The organism is Kitasatospora sp. NPDC004240, from assembly GCF_053603215.1.
On record NZ_JBSGFD010000183.1, the window covers coordinates 1 to 16,214 of the forward strand.

Annotated in this window: 13 protein-coding genes and 2 pseudogenes; 9 read left to right on the forward strand and 6 right to left on the reverse strand. The window is 73.3% G+C overall.

All coding sequences use genetic code 11. From position 1 onward, the window contains the following. Positions 1-176 precede the first annotated feature (176 nt). On the forward strand, positions 177-491 hold the full coding sequence (locus tag ACWEQL_RS33740) for a chorismate mutase (RefSeq protein WP_452154195.1): 315 nt from the start codon (positions 177-179) through the stop codon (positions 489-491). A 91-nt stretch (positions 492-582) separates the two neighbouring features. Then, the gene (locus ACWEQL_RS33745) at positions 583-1,023 is read left to right on the forward strand and encodes a Scr1 family TA system antitoxin-like transcriptional regulator (protein WP_452154196.1); all 441 of its coding nucleotides are present in this window, start codon (positions 583-585) and stop codon (positions 1,021-1,023) included. Positions 1,024-1,386: 363 nt separating this feature from the next. Here ACWEQL_RS33745 and ACWEQL_RS33750 read toward each other — a convergent pair whose 3' ends face one another. The 3 genes from ACWEQL_RS33750 to ACWEQL_RS33760 all read right to left on the reverse strand — a co-directional run bounded on the left by ACWEQL_RS33750 (position 1,387) and on the right by ACWEQL_RS33760 (position 6,991). Continuing rightward, a complete protein-coding gene (locus ACWEQL_RS33750; protein WP_452154197.1) occupies positions 1,387-5,895 on the reverse strand; it encodes a caspase, EACC1-associated type in 4,509 nt (1,502 codons plus the stop codon). A gap of 5 nt (positions 5,896-5,900) precedes the next feature. After that, complete coding sequence (locus ACWEQL_RS33755; protein WP_452154198.1) at positions 5,901-6,359, reverse strand: effector-associated constant component EACC1; 459 nt, start codon at positions 6,357-6,359, stop codon at positions 5,901-5,903. An 89-nt stretch (positions 6,360-6,448) separates the two neighbouring features. Continuing rightward, positions 6,449-6,991, reverse strand: coding sequence for a replication-relaxation family protein (locus tag ACWEQL_RS33760; protein ID WP_452154199.1), 543 nt, complete (start codon positions 6,989-6,991; stop codon positions 6,449-6,451). Between the two features lie 445 nt (positions 6,992-7,436). On the opposite strand from ACWEQL_RS33760, the pseudogene ACWEQL_RS33765 reads away from it, so the two are divergent. The 3 genes and pseudogenes from ACWEQL_RS33765 to ACWEQL_RS33775 form a co-directional block, all read left to right on the forward strand. Next, a pseudogene (locus ACWEQL_RS33765) lies at positions 7,437-7,652 on the forward strand (RNA polymerase sigma factor); the annotation flags it as partial. After that, on the forward strand, positions 7,649-7,924 hold the full coding sequence (locus ACWEQL_RS33770; RefSeq protein ID WP_452154200.1) for a hypothetical protein: 276 nt from the start codon (positions 7,649-7,651) through the stop codon (positions 7,922-7,924). The pseudogene ACWEQL_RS33765 and the gene ACWEQL_RS33770, both read left to right, overlap by 4 nt. A gap of 556 nt (positions 7,925-8,480) precedes the next feature. Continuing rightward, positions 8,481-8,876, forward strand: a pseudogene (locus ACWEQL_RS33775) (class I SAM-dependent methyltransferase); the annotation flags it as partial. A 213-nt stretch (positions 8,877-9,089) separates the two neighbouring features. Here the strand turns inward: ACWEQL_RS33775 and ACWEQL_RS33780 are convergent. After that, on the reverse strand, positions 9,090-10,382 hold the full coding sequence (locus ACWEQL_RS33780) for an MFS transporter (protein ID WP_452154201.1): 1,293 nt from the start codon (positions 10,380-10,382) through the stop codon (positions 9,090-9,092). Between the two features lie 73 nt (positions 10,383-10,455). Between ACWEQL_RS33780 and ACWEQL_RS33785 the strand changes: the two genes are divergently transcribed. Both ACWEQL_RS33785 and ACWEQL_RS33790 read left to right on the forward strand, forming a co-directional pair. Next, positions 10,456-11,046 (forward strand): MarR family winged helix-turn-helix transcriptional regulator, encoded by a 591-nt coding sequence (locus ACWEQL_RS33785; protein ID WP_452154202.1) that lies wholly within the window; start codon positions 10,456-10,458, stop codon positions 11,044-11,046. A gap of 129 nt (positions 11,047-11,175) precedes the next feature. Further along, entirely contained in the window at positions 11,176-11,643 is a 468-nt protein-coding gene (locus ACWEQL_RS33790; RefSeq protein ID WP_452154203.1) for an NADAR family protein, read from the forward strand. Between the two features lie 304 nt (positions 11,644-11,947). On the opposite strand, the gene ACWEQL_RS33795 is transcribed toward ACWEQL_RS33790, so the two are convergent. Both ACWEQL_RS33795 and ACWEQL_RS33800 read right to left on the reverse strand, forming a co-directional pair. After that, positions 11,948-12,391 carry a ribosomal maturation YjgA family protein gene (locus ACWEQL_RS33795; RefSeq protein ID WP_452154204.1) on the reverse strand — a complete coding sequence of 148 codons (444 nt, stop codon included), beginning with the start codon at positions 12,389-12,391 and terminating at the stop codon, positions 11,948-11,950. 540 nt (positions 12,392-12,931) lie between these two features. Further along, positions 12,932-13,891 carry an ArsR/SmtB family transcription factor gene (locus ACWEQL_RS33800; protein WP_452154205.1) on the reverse strand — a complete coding sequence of 320 codons (960 nt, stop codon included), beginning with the start codon at positions 13,889-13,891 and terminating at the stop codon, positions 12,932-12,934. Positions 13,892-14,013: 122 nt separating this feature from the next. Between ACWEQL_RS33800 and ACWEQL_RS33805 the strand changes: the two genes are divergently transcribed. Together ACWEQL_RS33805 and ACWEQL_RS33810 are read left to right on the forward strand one after the other, a co-directional pair. Then, positions 14,014-15,225 (forward strand): alpha/beta hydrolase family protein, encoded by a 1,212-nt coding sequence (locus ACWEQL_RS33805; RefSeq protein WP_452154206.1) that lies wholly within the window; start codon positions 14,014-14,016, stop codon positions 15,223-15,225. Between the two features lie 356 nt (positions 15,226-15,581). Beyond that, complete coding sequence (locus tag ACWEQL_RS33810) at positions 15,582-15,875, forward strand: SH3 domain-containing protein (protein ID WP_452154207.1); 294 nt, start codon at positions 15,582-15,584, stop codon at positions 15,873-15,875. Positions 15,876-16,214 lie beyond the last annotated feature (339 nt).

The window sequence follows — 16,214 nt, forward strand, 5'->3', positions numbered from 1 at the left end:
GCTGGGCGCTGCCGAAGCGCCGCCGCCCCGGCCGCCGTGCAGCAGCTCGACACCGCGGGCCGCTCCGCAGGCTGAGCGCGCCGCGACCCGAGGTGAACGAGGGGAGGGCCCCGGCCGCCCGGCCGGGGTCCTCCCCTGTGTGCTGCCCCCGGCCGCGCCGTGCGATCATGGCGCGCATGCCGGAGCCCCAGTCCCTGTCCGAGGTCCGTGAACGCATCGACGCACTCGACGCCGACCTGGTCGAATTGCTCGCCCGCCGTCAGGAGTTGGTCCGCGTGGCGGCCGGGTTCAAGGGCGACGAACAGGCCGTCCGCGCCCCCGACCGGGTGGAACGGGTCATCGCCGCCGCCCGAGCCCGGGCCGGGGCGGCCGGACTCGCCCCGGAGGTCGCCGAGGCCGTCTGGCGCGCCATGATCGGCGCCTTCATCGACCTGGAGCTGGCCGAGCACCGCCGCGGAACGCCCGGCGGCCCCACCCGCCCCCCTGGATGATCTCCACCACGTCGATGACGATCCGCTCGCCGTCGACGACCGCCCACACCTGCCCGCCGTGCTTCTCGAGCGCCTTGTCGAACGGCCGCCGGTGCTTGTCCAGCCCCGCGCCTGCGGTCTTGACCTCCAGCGCCCGGTAGTTCCCGTTCGGCTTGAGGACCGGGCCGCCGACCTCATCGCCCGCAGCCGCCAGGCCGGCGCCATGTTCCTGGAGTGGCGCCGCATGGAACGCTCCGGCCTGCGCCAGGCCCAGCAGTCCGTACGGCCCCTGTACGAGCGCACCCGGCACTTCCGCGCCTACGCCCCGTGGGTGCTGCCCCGCCTTCTGCAGACCCGCGCCTACACCACCAGGGTCCTCACCGCGATCCGCGACCGCCGCGGCCTGGCCGACGACGTCGAGGCCGCCGTCGGCGAACGGATGGACCGCCAGCACATCCTCCATGAAGGCCGGCACCGCTTCGCCCTGCTCATCGAGGAGAGCGCCCTGCGCAACGGCCTCGGCGGCCGCCCGGTGATGCGGTCGAGCCGGTGATCCCGCGCACCTTCCCGCCAGCACCTGGCACCCGGCACCCACCTCTGCTCGGCCCGCTTCTGCGGTCGCACCGAGTCGCGAAGTCCCGCACGGGCCGGTTTCCGGCCCCCGGCCGGCTCCATCCTTGCCCTCCTCCTCAACCGCAAGCCCTGACCGACGCCGAAGCCCCAGGGCGGTGCTGACCGCCGGACACCGCGAAGGCGCCGGCCACCTGGTGGTGGCCGGCGCCTTCGGTTCGGTCGACCCGGCGCTGTTCTGTGGCGCTGGTGAGGGGGTGTTGGGCTGCGCTTCGGGCGACGGTACTGCGGCTCTTGACTCCGGGGATCACCCAGTCCGAGCGAGCGGGAGCTGAGCCCCGCCCGGTCAGCAGAGCTTCGGTTGTGCGACGCCCGGGGCGTGCTTCTTCCACAGCTCGTCGGAAAGCTGACCGCTCAGCCGACGGCAGGCGAACCCGGTGAGGTCGGCCGCCAGCGCGGGAAGATCACCGAGTTCCCAGACCTGCAATGTCCGGTCCGACACACCCACCAGCAACCGCCCGTCCGGGCTGAAGCCGACCTCCCCGCCCGTCGACATGCTCAGCCGTGCCACCAGGAAGGCCTGGTCGGGAGCCTCGACGTCCCAGACGGCGATCGCGCCGGCGGAACTCGCACCTGCCACCAGCCTCCCCCCTGGGTGGTACGCCACCGCCTCGCTGTCCCTGATGTCGGCCAGCCGCGCGGCCTCCTCGGGCTTGTCGGGGTCGGCGAGGTTCCACAGGACGACGGCCCGGCCGCTCTCGGTGACGGCCAGCGTCCGGCCGTCCGGGCTGAAGGCGCCTCGGCCGACCCCGTAGGGATGCCCGTCGTTCCGCACCGCCGTCCATCCGCCCTCCGGCGTCCGACGGAACACCGCCGACATGGGCTTGGTGAAGTTCCCACCGACGTCGAGCGGGACGAGTAGCAGTCGACCGTCCGGACTGATCCGGACGGGGGCGGTCGCGCTGACCCCCTCCAAGGTGTACGCGGCCACCGGGCGGGTGCGCTCTCTGATGTCCCAGACCACCGAGGTGCCGGACGCGAACGGGTTCTCGGCCCCGGACGTGATCAGCGTCGTCCCGTCCGGGGTGAAACCGACCGAGGCGTTGGCCCGCGCACCGGGCAGAGTTACGGCGAGGCGCGGGACGGCGCGGTCGGTGACGTCCCAGAGGATGGTCTCGTCCACCCCGCCGCTCGCCAGTATGGTGCCGTCGGGGCTGAACGCCACGGTCTCGACCATCCTGTTGTGACCGGTGAGCGTGGCGGCCGCCCGCGGGTTCTGCGGGTCCGAGAGGTCCCACAGCTCGACGGTCTCCCTGGCGGTGCCGACGGCCGCGAACCGCCCGTCCGGGGTGAACGCGATCCCGTGCCCGGCCGATCCGAGGTCCGCGCGCCCCCGGAGGGCGGGCGCGGCACGCTTGCCGACGTCCCAGGCCGTCAGGCTGTTCCGGCTGTCCAGCGCCGTGAGGATCCGGCCATCAGGACTGTAGGCCAGGCCCTCGATGGGCGTCTCCCGATTGGTGACGCTGGTGACCACCCGGGGGTGCGCCGGGTCCGTCACGTCGACCTCCATCACGGTTCCCACGCCGTCCCCGCTCGCGAGCCGCCGCCCGTCGGGGCTGAACCGCAACACCGAGACGACGTCCATGTGCTCGGCCACGGTGGTGAGCGCCCGGGGGCTGGCCGGGTCGGCCATGTCCCACAGTCGCACGCGCCTTCCGGAACGGGTCACAAGCAGACGGCTGTCCGCACTGAACACCAGCCCGGCGGACCATCCGTCGATTCGCTTCAGCCGCCTCGGCCGGCTCGGATCGGAGACGTCCCAGACGGTCATGCCGGAATGCTTGACGATCGAGTCCGGGTCGGGCACGTCACTGCTGAACTTGATCATGCCGTCGCCGATCACCAGAGTGCGGCCGTCCGGGCTCAGCGACACGGTGTCACAGTCGTAGAGGTCCGACATCCGGGACACCCTGACCGGTTTCGTACGGTCGCGCAGGTCCCAGAGCGTCAACGTGCCGCATTCCGTGCCCTTCACGCCCCCGACGACGGCCATCATCGTGCCGTCCCGGCTGAACGAAACGCTGTCCGCTCCCTCGGTCAGCCCGGGTTCCAGTGCCGTGCTCCTGACGGGCAGGGCCGGATCGGCGAGGTCCCAGAGCGTCACCGTCCTGACCCGGGCGGGGTCGCCGCTGCTCTCCAGCACGGCGAGTGTCCGGTCGTCGGGGCTGAAGACGAAGCCGGTGACCCGCTGCCGGTCCACGGCAAGCTCCGCCAGCCGGCGCCGGTGCGCGGGATCCGCCACGTTCCACAGCACGACGGCGGTCCGGGTCACGCCCACCAGCAGCCGGCCGTCGTGAGTGAACGCCGACTCGTCGAGGTAGTCGGCGGGCAACTCCTCGTGGGCACCCAGGAAGCGCGACTGCGCGAGCGTCTCGGTCAGGCCGGCCCGGGTGTGCGCGGCGGGATCCAGCCGGACGGCGGCAAGCCCCAGCGCGATAGCGTTCTCCGGCTGGACGTCCCGGAGGTCGCGGGCGTCGGAGACCAGCACCCGGGCAGTGGCCGCCTGACGCTGCTCCTGCGCCGTCAGCTGCTGTTGCCGGGCCAGGTAGGCGGCCACCAGGGCCAGACAGAGCGCCACCGCGACCGTGCCGAGCATGCGCCGCAGGACCCGGACCCGGCGGAGATCGCGCGCCTTCACGGCCCGTTCTCCGGCCTGGCCGGCCTGCAGGAACTGTTGATCCACGGCACGCAGCAGCCGCGCCGCCCGTTCGTCGGCCGCCCATTCGACCGCGGCCGCCAGGCGGGTTCCGACGTACAGGTAGGCCGGGTCCCGGTCGGAGTCCTCCCAGGACTCCACGGCGGACACCAGTTGCTGACGTTTCACCAGGTCATCCCGGTCCGCCTTGATCCAACCCCTCAGTCGGGGCCAGGCACGCAGTAGCGCCTCGTGCGTGAGTTCGACACTGCCTCGGCCGACGGTGACCAACCGGGCAGCCGCCAGCCGGTCCAGGAGCACTGAGAGTGAAACCCGCTGCCGGTGCGACCTGCCCTCCCGCAGCACACGCAGCCGGACCTGCCGACGCACCGCCTCCTCCCGGCCGTCCGGCAGCTGGACCATGCCCAGCACCACGTCGCGCAGAAGGGCGCGGCCCTCCTCGTCCAGCTCGTCGTGGATCGTTTCGGCCGTGTGGGTCAGCGAGTCCCAGATCCCCCCGGTGGCGGCGTACCCCGCGAGCGTGAGAGTGCGGCCGGACCTCCGTACCCAGGTCTCACGCAACGCGTGTGAGAGGAAAGGGAGCGCCGAACCGAGGGAAGGGTCACCGCCCTGTCCCACGTCGCGCAGCAGCAGATCGGCAAGACCCTGCTCCAGTACCAGGCCGGTCAGAGCGGCAGGCCCCTCGATCGACGCCCGCAGGCCCTCCTCACTCAACTGCGGGACGATCACTTGACGTCTGTGCAGCGCCCTGACCAGCTCCGGATGATCCAGACAGCTGTCGTACCGGTCGGCACGCAGCGCGATCACCACACGCACACCGGCGGCGCTGGCCCCGGACAGGACGGCGATGAAGCGGCTCCGCTCCTGCTCGTCCCGGCACAGGCTGAAGACCTCCTCGAACTGGTCGACCAGCAGGACGGGACAGCCCGCGGGCACCGCCCCCACGGCCAACTCGCTCTCCACATCGGCCGTCGGCCGGTTCACCATCCGCGCCCAGCGGGTCGCGAGTGTCCGCAGGGGGCGCGAGCCCGGAGCCTCCAGCAGCAGAGCGGGCCAGGGAGTGGCGGGGTCGGCTCCGTAACGGCACTCCAGCGCAGGCAGCAGGCCGGCCCGCAGGATCGACGATTTGCCCGCGCCGGACGCGCCGACCAGCATCACCGGTGATGCCGGCTCCTCCTCGGTGCCGTCGTCCCCGGGGGCGCCCCCTTCGGGACGGAGCACCTCGGCCAGGAGGCGCTCGACCAGTTCCTCCCGGCCGAAGAAGAAGTGGCACTCCTCCGGCCGGAACGCCTCCATCCCCGGGTAGGGGCAGACGGCACCGTCGTTGGGAACCGGCTCCTGGTCCCGGTCGGCCGGCAGGGAGGGGGGGTACGCCCGGTTCCGGGCCAGCACGAGCTGGCCGGCGCTGTCCGAGCTCTGCCGGTGCGGGCGGACATCGGTGTTCGCGAACAGCTGGTCGAGCCGGGTGTAGGCGGCCTCGAGTGTCAGCCGGGCGGGCGCGCCGGGGTGTCCCTCACGGATCAGCCGCAGCAGTTCGCCGCTGAAGCGGGTGTGCCGCTCGCCCTCGGGCGCGTACGAGCGGTCGTATCCCGAGGCCGAGGCCAGCAGGAAACTGCCTCGCGGGCGGGCCGAGACGAAGGGGTCGCGGCGGAGCCTTCCGCCGACGTCGGCGAGGCCGGAGAAGCAGCAGTCCAGGATCACGGCCGTCGGATGGCGACAATCACTCAACGCGTCCCGAATGGTGTGGAAGGGCACCGATCCGGCAACCCGGCCAGCCCCGGTACTCGCGCTGGTCGCCACGTAGAGCTCTTCGCTGGTACTCAGGACGCCGTGCCCGACGAAGTGGAACAACACCGGGCCGCGCGCCTCGGCAACGGCCTCCTCGACCGCTGCGACCACCTCGCCGTCCGTCGACGGGTCCACCAGCAGGGTGACCTGTCCGGGTGTCATGCCACAGATCTCGACCAGGGTGGCGGCCATGTCGCACGCGGTAGTGGCGGCACCGGGTAGATCCGGCAGACGCGGCAGGTCGGCGGCCCCGTTCGGCGCGGCCGCCGTGTGACGGGCCGTGCCGACAACCACCGCCCGCGCTCCGGGCACCGCGAAGCCCTCGGCGGGATGGGGCAGGGGCGACGTCATTGCCGTCAACCCTGCGCGGGCGGCAGGTCGTGGCCGGTGGGAGGCGCCGCGGCGGTCGGCGCCGGTCCGGTCACGGGAGGCCCCGGTTCCATGACGTCAGCGACCCGACGGGTCAGCTCGGCGAGGCGCTCCGGACTCATCGGACGGACGCTGTCCGAGGTTACCGTCACCTGGCCGCCGTCAGGCCTGGTGACCGTCACCGAGACGCTCCGGCTGCCTCGGCGGTTCTGGACCCAGGCCACCACCGCGGTCGCCAGAACGGCGGCGACACCGCCAGGGGCGAGCACCGCGAGAAGCAGGTCGCCGGTGGCGCCCATCGTACCGGGCGGCGGCTCGGCGCTGTCGTCCCGCCGGACGGCCCCACGCAGTTCGGGCTGGCGGCTGAGCCACCTCCGCAGGTCACCCGAGACATCCTCCCCTTCGACGGTCCGCGCCGATATCGCCACCCTGACGGCCGACTCCACGTCATATCACCTTGTCCACAGACCAGTTGACTTGTGCATGCTCCAACGCGCCCACCCTCTCACCATCGAGCGGGCATAGCCAGGCGTTTTCAAGCTCCTCCATGACCATCTCCCTCGTGTGCGTGTTGCAGGCGCCGTCGGAGGCGTAGCGGGACGCCCGCCACCGCCACTCCCACCCTCGTCCCCGACCGTCCGGCCCTGGCTGCTCCCACAGTGTGGCGCAGTCCGCCGGCTGCGCCGCGGTCTCCTCGGCGCCGACTCGGCGCCGACACCGGGACGGTGGCGTTCGACGAAGGCGGCGTGGATCCGGCCGATGTCGAGCAGGTGCTCGCGCCCGTGCCGCACCGCCGGCTTCTGCGAGCCCGGCACGGGGCGCCCGGGCGCAGGGCCTCGGGGAAGGTGGCGGTGACGGCGGAGCCGGCCGCGGTGAGGTGCCAGGCCTTCGCCCGGCCGGCCCGCGGCAGGGTCACGAACTCCGTCGGGCCCTCGGCCTGGAGCCGGGTGAGGCGCTTCTGGGTCTGCTTGATGCCGGCTGCGCCGCCGTGCAGTTGGTGGAGCTGTTCGGTGGTGGCCAGGGTGAAGCGGTGGAGCGTCACCAGGACGTCGTGGTCGGTCTCCAGTTCCCCGTTCACGAAAGCACTCCTCGGGTTTCGTGCACGGGCCGCTGCCGTGCTCGGCGGCCTCTTCTCCCAGGTTCAGGCAGGCGATCCCCGCCGTCAGGTGCGGCACCGGTTTGGGCGCCGCCGGCAGCCGTAGCGCCGGGTGCGGGGCGGGTTCGTGCCTGCGGGTCCGGCAGGCGGCGGTCGTGTCCTGGGGGCGGGGCCCGGCCTCGTGGATTCCGGCTGTGGTCGGGGTGGTACGTCGTCCGGGCGCGGGCCTGGGGCTCTTCGCGGATGCGGTGGCGACCGGCCGCGCGACCGTGGTCGGCCGGGGCCGGGCGGCTGCCACCGGAGGATCATGGGAATCGGGGTGAATCCTTTCACGGTGCCGGTGCCTCTCATGGCTGTGCCGATGATCGTCGGCGCGGGAGACTACGTGGAGGTCGGCATGATCGTTGGGGTGGCCGTGGCGGTCGGAATGGCGGAGGCGATCGCCTCGCTGCCCGCCGACCGGCGCCGGGTGCTGGTGATGCGCGACGTCCAGGGCCTGAGCGGACGGACCGTGGCCGAGGCGCTGGGCCTGAGCACCGCCGCGATGAAGTCGCGGCTGCACCGGGCCCGCGCCGAGGTCCGCCAGACGCTCCGGTCCCGGCCGGGCTGGGTCCCGGCCGGCGCGGGGTGGGCCGAGCGGTGACCGGGGGCACGGAGTTCGCCAGCTCCTCGCTCGCCCGCCACCTGCTGCGCGGCACGGTCGGGTTCGGCTCGCTGATCGGCGCGGTCCTGGTCCTCACGACCGCGTGGCCGCTCTCCGTGCTGCTTCTCGGGCTCGGGGTGCTGGCCCTGCGCGGGTGTCCGATGTGCTGGATGATCGGGCTGGCGCAGACGCTCTCCCGGGGACGGCTGCAGCGCGAATGCGAGGACGGCGTCTGCCGGCTGACCACTGCTGGAGGCGCCGGGGCAGGCTGACGCGACGGATGTGACGATCCCCGTCGGGGGCCGCGCCGGAGTTGACAGGTCTCCGGTCTGCGGCCCCCGACCTCGTGTCAGCCGCCCGTCCGCCGGCCGGGGTGAGGATCCCGGCCGGGTCGAAGCGGTGCTTGGCCACTGGGGGCACTCCCAGCCCGTCCAGCCTTCCGTTCCCGGGGTGTGGCGAGCCTGGGGCGTCTCGCCGGAGGGCGCCGGTTTCCACCCGCGGCGTACCCGGGCCGACCCGGCGCCCCTCCGCGCATCGGAGCCCGGTGCTGCGGAGCGTCGCCAGGTCGCGTGTACGAGAGGTCGGCCGCTGGGCACGTGGTGCGGCGGCAGCCGCATGTGACACCCACCGCGTCGGCGTAGCCGCGGGTGCATGCCCGCCCAGATACCCGCACGCTGGAGACGGCCTCTGGAGCGCCCGCCGCGTGTGACAGCCCCGCTGTCCTCATTCCACCCCGGACCGGAAGCCTAGGTGTTCTGTCCCGTGAGGTTGGGGACGCGGCTGCCGGGCTTCACCGGGGCGAAGTCGTTCGGAGGGTGTCGAGGGCCCGGCGGCGCCACCAGGCTGCCGTTCGGGGACGGCTCCTTCGACGCCGTCACCATCTCCTTCGGCCTGCGCAACGTCCAGCACACCGGTGCCGCGCTGCGCGAGATGCTCCGTGTGACCAAGCCCGGCGGACGGCTGGTGGTCTGCGAGACCTCCCGGCCCACGTTCGCGCCGTTGCGTACCGTCCACGTCGAATACCTGATGCGGGCGATGCCGGCGGTGGCCGCGAGGGTGAGCTCCAACCCGCAGGCCTACACCTACCTTGCCGAGTCCATGCGCGCCTGGCCGGACCAGCACGAGCCGGCCTGCGTGATCGGCGAAGCGGGTTGGGGAAAGGTCGCGTTCCGAAACCTGACCGGCGGAATCGTCGCCTTGCACCGCGGGTTCAAGGAAGGTTGACCCCGGGTGGTTCCGGACAACCCGCCGCCGGCGCCGCCAGGCGTGGGCCGTCCCTGCGAGTTCGCCGCGCGGGTGCTCGCCCGGGCCGCGCGCAGCGCCTCGATGCCCCTCTTCGGTCGAGGGCGCGCCGGCCGCTTCCGTGCCGCCGAGGCCCGGGCCGGCGTGCTCCCGGCGGGCCCGCGGGTCTACCAGGTCGTGCGGGCCCGGGGGTGTTCAGGCGGCGGTGGTCAGGTGGGTCGGTTGCGGTTCGGGGCGTACCGCGGTGGCGGGGAGGCGGTGTTCCAGGCGTAGGAGGAGGGCGGCGCCGGCGAGGGAGGTGGCGGTGAGGGCGAGCCAGGGCAGCCGGTGGTCGAGGGTGAGCAGGCCGGTGAGCAGGGAGGGGGCGAGGGCGGCGGACAGTGACCAGGAGAGTTGGTAGGTGGCCATGTAGCGGCCGCGGACGGCGGGTGGGGCGGTGGCGGTGACCAGGGCGGAGGCGGCGGGGTTGTGGACGATCTCGCCGAGGGTGACCACGACGACGACGGCCAGCAGTGCGGCGGTGGTGAGGTGTCCGGCGAGGGGGACGAGCAGGGCCTGGGTGAGGAAGCCGGCGGCGAACAGGGCGGCGCCGGTGGCGGCGGCGCGGTTGCGGGTGGAGAAGCGGCGTACCGCGATCCCGGCGGGGACGGCGAGGGCCGCGCACAGCACGGTGTTGACGGCGAAGGCGAGGCCGGCGAGCGAGGCGGGGGCGTGCAGGACGCCGGTGACGTACACGGGCAGCAGGACGGCGAGTGAGGCGTAGCCGAGGGAGATCAGCAGGTTGGCGGTGGCCAGGCCGAGGAAGGGGCGGTCGCCCAGGACGGCGCGGTAGCCGGCCGGTTCGCTGTCGTGCGGGGCGTCGGCGCCGGAGGAGGGGGCCGGGTCGGGGGTGGGGTCGGGGGTGGGGTCGGGGGTGGGGTCGGGGACGCGGTGGACCAGGGCTGCGGCGGCCAGGAAGCTGGTGGCGTTGGCGAGGGCGGCGAGGGTGTAGCCGCCGTCGCCGGCGAGGGTGACCAGCAGGGCGGCGAGCATGCTGCCGGCGCCGAGGCCGGCGTTGGCCAGTCCCCGGGCGAGGGCGTTGACGCGTTCGAGGTCGGTGCCGGAGGTGAGTTCGCCGATCCGGGCCTGCTGGACGGCGGGGTAGCCGCGGGTGGCGACGGCGGTGACCAGGGTGACGGCGGTGAAGGTCGGCAGCGTCGAGGCGAAGGGGTAGAGGGCGAACGCGGCGGCCCGTACCAGGTGGAGGGTGACCTGGGTGGGGCGGGCGCCGAAGCGGTCGACGGCGGTGCCGATGAGGGGCAGCGCGGCCATCGCGAGCAGGCCGGTGAGGGTGAGCACCAGTCCGATGACGGCCAGCGGCAGACCGGTGACGTGGCGGAAGAAGACGAGGCTGAACGGCACGTACATGCCGTTGCCGAGGGCGTCGATGGCCAGGGCCGTCATGGTGGCGCGTTCGCCGGGGAAGCCCGGCCCCCTTTTCGAAAGCATGCAAGTAACTTAGCACCAAGCTAATCAGGATCAAGCCTCTTTCCGGCAAGCGATCCTGTGCCACACTGACCTCATGACCCGCAGCGCCGACCCCGCCCCGAACCCGCCCGCCGCCGAGGCCCGCCCCGGAGCTGCTGAGCCCCGCCCCGGAGCCGGCCCTTCCCGCGCCGGCGCCGATCCGGTGGACGCCATCACCGCCCAGTGGCGCCGTGAGCGGCCCGACCTGACGCAGGGCCTGCACGCGATGGAGGCCTTCGGGCGTATCTACCGGCTCTCGCGTGCCATGGGGGACCGGATGGAACGCGCCTACGCCCCGTTCGGCATCGGACGTGGCGAGTTCGACGTCCTGGCCACCCTGCGCCGCTGCGGCGAGCCGTACACGCTGTCCCCGCGCGAGCTGACCGCCACCCTGATGCTCACCACCGGTGGCATGACCGGACGCCTCGACAAGCTGGAGCGCGCCGGGATGGTCACCCGTTCCCCCGACCCCGGCGACCGCCGCGGCCTGCGCATCACCCTCACCCCCGAGGGCCGCACCACCGTCGACGCCGCGGTCGCCGCCGGCCTCGACGTCCAGCGCGAGGCCGTCGACACCCTCGGCCCCGAACGCGCCGCCCAGCTCAACGACCTGCTGCGCGACCTGCTGGGCTCCCTGGAGGACTGAACCCGCGCCGGCGGGCCGCCCGCCACGGTGGGGCGGGTCGCCGGTGGTGGTGGGGGTGGGCGAAATCGGTTGCGGGTGTGGTCCGGTGCCTGGGAGCGTGCGGGTTCCCGCTACTGCGACGAGGGCCGGATGACGATCTACTTCTACGGCGCGGACGACGTCCCCTACGGCTGCTTCTCCAACTTCTCCGCGCACGGTCTGGAACTCGACGGGCATGTGTGGCCGACCTCGGAGCACTACTTCCAGGCCCAGAAGTTCATCGGCACCCGCCATGCCGATCTCATCCGCCGGGCCCGCACGCCGCTGCGTGCCGCCGAGTTGGGCCGTGACCCGGCCAGGCCGTTGCGGCGGGACTGGGAGCGCGTCAGGGACGACGTGATGCGCCGTGCGGTGGCGGCCAAGTTCCGGGCGCACGCGGACATCCGCGGAATCCTGCTGTCCACCGGCGGTGCGGAGATCGTCGAGGACACCGGCACCGACCACTACTGGGGCCGCGGCAGGACCGGGACCGGCAGGAACATGCTCGGCCGGATCCTGATGCGCACCCGCCGTCAACTGCACGCCGAAGCCGAGGGAGGCCACGGCCACGTCGGGTAGCGACCGGATGGCGACCGCCCGTGCGGGGGCTTCGGGGGACTGCGGGGGCCCGGGAGGGCCGGTGGGACGGCCGGGCCGCGGCGGCGTCGGAGCGTGTGCCCCGGCGCCGGCCTTTCTCGCCGCGGTTGCGGATGCGGTTGCGGGTACGGGTGCGGGTGCGCTCGTGGCGCTGAGCGTCGAGCGCACGAAGGTGGCGGGCGCGGACGGCCTCCGGGTTCGAGGCCATGAAGCGGTGTCCTGGTCCTCGGTCCGGTACGGGACCGGCATGGTCGGTCACGGGGCGAAGGTGCTCACGTCATGATCTTCAGCGGTCTTCCAGCGGTGAGGCGGCCGGTCGTCCGGGCGCCCGGTCGGCTGTCCTGGCGCCCGCGCGTACTCCTATGTGTACGAGGGCGGCCAGGCCCGCGCCGACCAGGTACCAGAGCAGGTCCGGCGGGTTGAAGGTCGAGCCGAGTACCAGCCGGGCGAGTGCACTGCGTCGGGCCAGGTCGTCGGGGACGCCGGTGAGTTGGAACAGCTCGACGGCCCAGCTCAGGCCGGCCGCCCAGGCGGCGGCGGACGGCGGGCGCAGGCGCGGCGCGACGAGCACCGCGAGCGCGTACAGCAGCACGGTGTAGAGGGCGTCGCCCGCGTACTTGGCCACCTCGCCGTCCGTCACCGTCCGTACCCCGAGTCCCGCGCCCACCGTCAGCACGGCCGCCACTGCGGCCGCGCCCCGGACCGCCCATCGCCCCCGAAGATCATCCATGCTCGCACCTTAAGGCCTCTTCTTCGGACCACGCCGGGCGGGCGGCGTGATCCGAAGGACAGGCCCTGGGGGTCGGGGGCGTACGGGTGTGCGGGGTTGGCCACCACCCGCCCGGTCACGCTCGGGCAACCCTTCACCCGCTGGTCGATCCGCATCCCCAGTGGCCGTCTCATCGTTGATTCACCATGGCCGCAGGATGACACGGAGAGACTCTTCGATGACTTCTTCGAGCGCGCGAGCGACCGGGGGCACGGAGCGGACCTCGTGACGTTCCCCGCCGAAGGGCCCTCCGTCGTCTGGCTGGGGCGCACCGGAAGCGGGGCCGTCGCCTCGGTCGTCGTGGCCGATGGATATCACTCGTCCGACCGGCGTCCTTCGCCCTGAGGTGCTGGTGGGTGGCAACGGGGTGCCGCCTCGGCGTGTCCCGCCGCACACTGTCGTTTCCCCGGTGGGCGGTGGGCGGTGGGCGGTTTGCCGGGTGACGGTCGAGCTTCCGATCGCCTGGCCGCCCCAACCCGGTGAAGGTTCCTGGTCGCAGCGTCAGGCGTCGTGGTGTAGCAGCAGATCGCCGAGTGCGGTGCGCCGGTGCAGGACCGCCTTGCCGGCGCGTGAGGTGGAGATCAGTGCGGCGCCGCGGAGTGCCGCGGTGTGGGCGGAGATGGTGGCGGCGCTGACGCCCAGCCGTCGGGCGAGGTCGGTCGTGGTGCGTTCCTCGGTCAGTTGGCGTAGCAGCTCGGTTCGGGTGTTCCCGATCACTTTGGCCAGTGCCTGTGGGCCGTGGGCGACGTCGGGTGGTGGTAGGAGGCCGGTGCCTGCCGGGTAGGTGATGGTGAGGGGGTGGTCGGGGAGGTCGCAGAGCAGTGGCCCGCCGTTCCAGTGGAAGCTGGGCAGGAGCAGCAGTCCGCGTCCGCCGAGGTGGATGTCCCGTGGCGTGCCCGGCAGTTCCCACAGGCCCGCGTGCAGGCGGGCGCCGGGTAGCAGTCCGGTCAGCAGCGGGCCGACGCCGTGTTCGGCGAGTTGCACGGCCCGCGTGACGAACTCGGTGTGGTGCAGGTCCTGTATCTGTGCCCAGACCGGGGCGAGCAGGATCTCGAACGCGGCTTGCTGTGCGCGGCGGAGCGAGTGCCATGCCTCGGCGTCACCGCGGTGCAGTCGGTGGATCCATGCCGGGGCGGGTGTGCGGGCGGGGGCGTAGACGCGTTCGAGTTCGGCGGCGACCAGGTCGGCGGGGGCCGAGCGGACCTGGTCGAGGGCGTCCGGGAGGGAGTGCGCCAGCGTGTCCAGGAAGCGCGGGGCGCGTCCGGCCGGGACGAGGTCGGCGAGAGGGAGGGCCGCCTTCGGCAGCGCGCGCAGGGCTCTGCGCCGCCAGGAGCCGTGTAATAGGTCGTCGTCCTGGCGGCCCATCATGGTCAGTGCCACGTTGAGTTCCTGGAGAGGCACGGGCCGGGGTGCGAGGCTGACCCGGGCGAGGTCGTCGGGCGTGAGGTGGATGCGGAGCACGGCTTCCCCTTGTGTGTCGGACCCGACGGTGGCGCGGGCGCCATCCTTGAGCCCCCAACCTAAACGATCGTGTGCGCCGGCCCGGGCGGGACAGCATGCGCTGCATGACCTACGACTTCCCGATGAGCCGACGTACTGTCACCAGGTCTCTCCTGGCAGGCCCTGCCGCGCTGTTGCTCGGTGCCGGTGGCCGCGCCCACGCCGACCCCCGGGCCGCCCTCGCGGCGGTGTCGGGTGGTGTGGTGCCTGTGTTGCCCGCGCCTACGGGCCGCTACCGGGTGGGGTGTCAGGAGGTGTATCTCGTCGACGACTCCCGGCGTGATCCGTGGGATCCCGCGATTCCGGTGAGGGAGTTGATGCTGACGGTCTTCTACCCGGCCCGCGACGTCACCGGCCTGGCCCCGGCCGCGCAACTGCCGTCGCAGGCCGCGGTGTGGTTCGGGCGGATCGTCCCGCTGACGCCGCTGCGCCTGCCGGCCGCTGGTGTGGACTGGGGTGCGACGCGGTCGCACGCGTTTGAGGGCGCGGTGCCGTTGGTGGGTCGGTGGCCGGTGTTGGTGCACGGTCCGGGTGGTGGTGATCCGCGGGGCCTGGGGACGTCCCTGGCCGAGGACCTGGCCAGTCACGGCGCCGTCGTCGTCTCGGTCGACCATCCCGGCGACGCCGCCGCGGTCGAGTTTCCCAGGGCCCGGCCGTACCGGCCGGACGTCGTGCGCACGACCGTCCTGCGGGGCGATCCGAGGGAGCGGCCGGACGTGGCCCGCACGATGATCGACGCGCGGATCGCCGATCTGCGCTTCGTCCTCGACCGGCTCGGGAGGGCGGCCGAGCTGCCGCTGCCGCGCGGCCTCGCGGGGACGCTCGATCTGCGCCGCCTCGGCGTGTACGGGCATTCCGCGGGTGGCAGCGCGGTGAGTGAGGTGATGTTCGAGGACCGGCGGGTGCGGGCCGGGGTCAATCTGGAGGGGTTCCTGGATTACCCGCCGTCCGTGCCGGGTGCGGGCGCGGAGCCGTTCCCGGTCGCGGTACGGGGGGTGGACCGGCCGTTGCTGCTGGTCGGCAGCGAGGGGTTCGAGCGGCGGGAGGAGCTGGAGCGTTCCTGGTCCACCGTCGCCGCGTCCTCGGGTCGGTGGGTGCGCAGGGTGCGGGTCGCCGGCGCCGGGCACTGGACCTTCACCGACTACGCCGCGATGCTGCCCCAACTCCAGGGGGCCGGGTTGATGACGGCGGCGCAGAGGAACGCACTGATCGGCACCCTGGACCCGTCGATGTCGGTGCCCGCGGTCCGCCGCACGGTCCGCGGGTTCTTCGCGCGCCACCTGGCCGGCCAGTGATTCGGAGGACGCCGGCCGGTGAGCGCGCGGGTTGACCGGTGCGCCCGGTCGCGCGGCGAAGGGCCGGCGGGCCCTCCCGGCGCGGGCGTGGCGCGGGCGGGTTCCGGGTGCCGGGCCCTGGCCGTGTGCCGGTCGTGTGTGGGTCGGGGTCGGGGTCGGGTCGGCGTGGGGTGGGCTGTGGCGCCCGGGTTGATCTGGTGCGAACGGATTGCCGAGGGAGTGTCAGGGCGTCCGGTTGTGCCGTTCGTTCTCCTAGGCTCGCGGTATGCGGGCGTGGCGTCAGGGCCTGGCCCGTTTCCCGGGCCCGCAGTTGTCGCGGGCTTGTTCGTCGTCGATCTAGGAGATGTGAGGAAGAGATGGGCACACCCAGCGAGCCGTTCGGGACCGTCGTCAGCGAGATCGGGATCAACACGCGTGAGTTCCCGAGTACGGACTCCGCCGTCACCGGCACCCTGCCCTTCGGTGCGAAGGTCGGTCTGCGTTCGAAGGTGCGGGCCCAGAACATCGACGGTAACGACATCTGGTACCTGCTGCGCGACCGTAACGCGTGGGTCGCGGCCCGGCACGTGGCGAACACCGGCGTGGTGAAGTTCGCCAAGGACGTGGTGGGCCCGCAGGGGGTGATGGCGGAGCAGGGCGCGGTGGGCTAGCGCAGGGGTTCCGGCGGGTGGCGGGCGGTTTCCGACCACCGGAGGCCCAGGCCCCCGGTGGTCGGGGAGTGGCCGCGGCCCGTCGGGTGTGACGCTTGCTCACCCTCCCGAGCCGGCCCCGGCCCGGCTCGCCCGGGCGGTCGGCGCGTGGTCGACCGCCCGGTTCCGTTCGACCCCCGCGCTCCTGTCCGCCCGTGTCGGCGTGGCGGAGCTTCCGGCCGGCCTTCGGGGCGGGCCGCGGCCCTGCCCTGCTGTGATCGGGCGCGGGGCGGGCCCGTCCCCCCGGAACCGGCCCGCGGCGCGTAGGCGTTCACCCGGCCCCGGCAGGCGGCCCCGGCC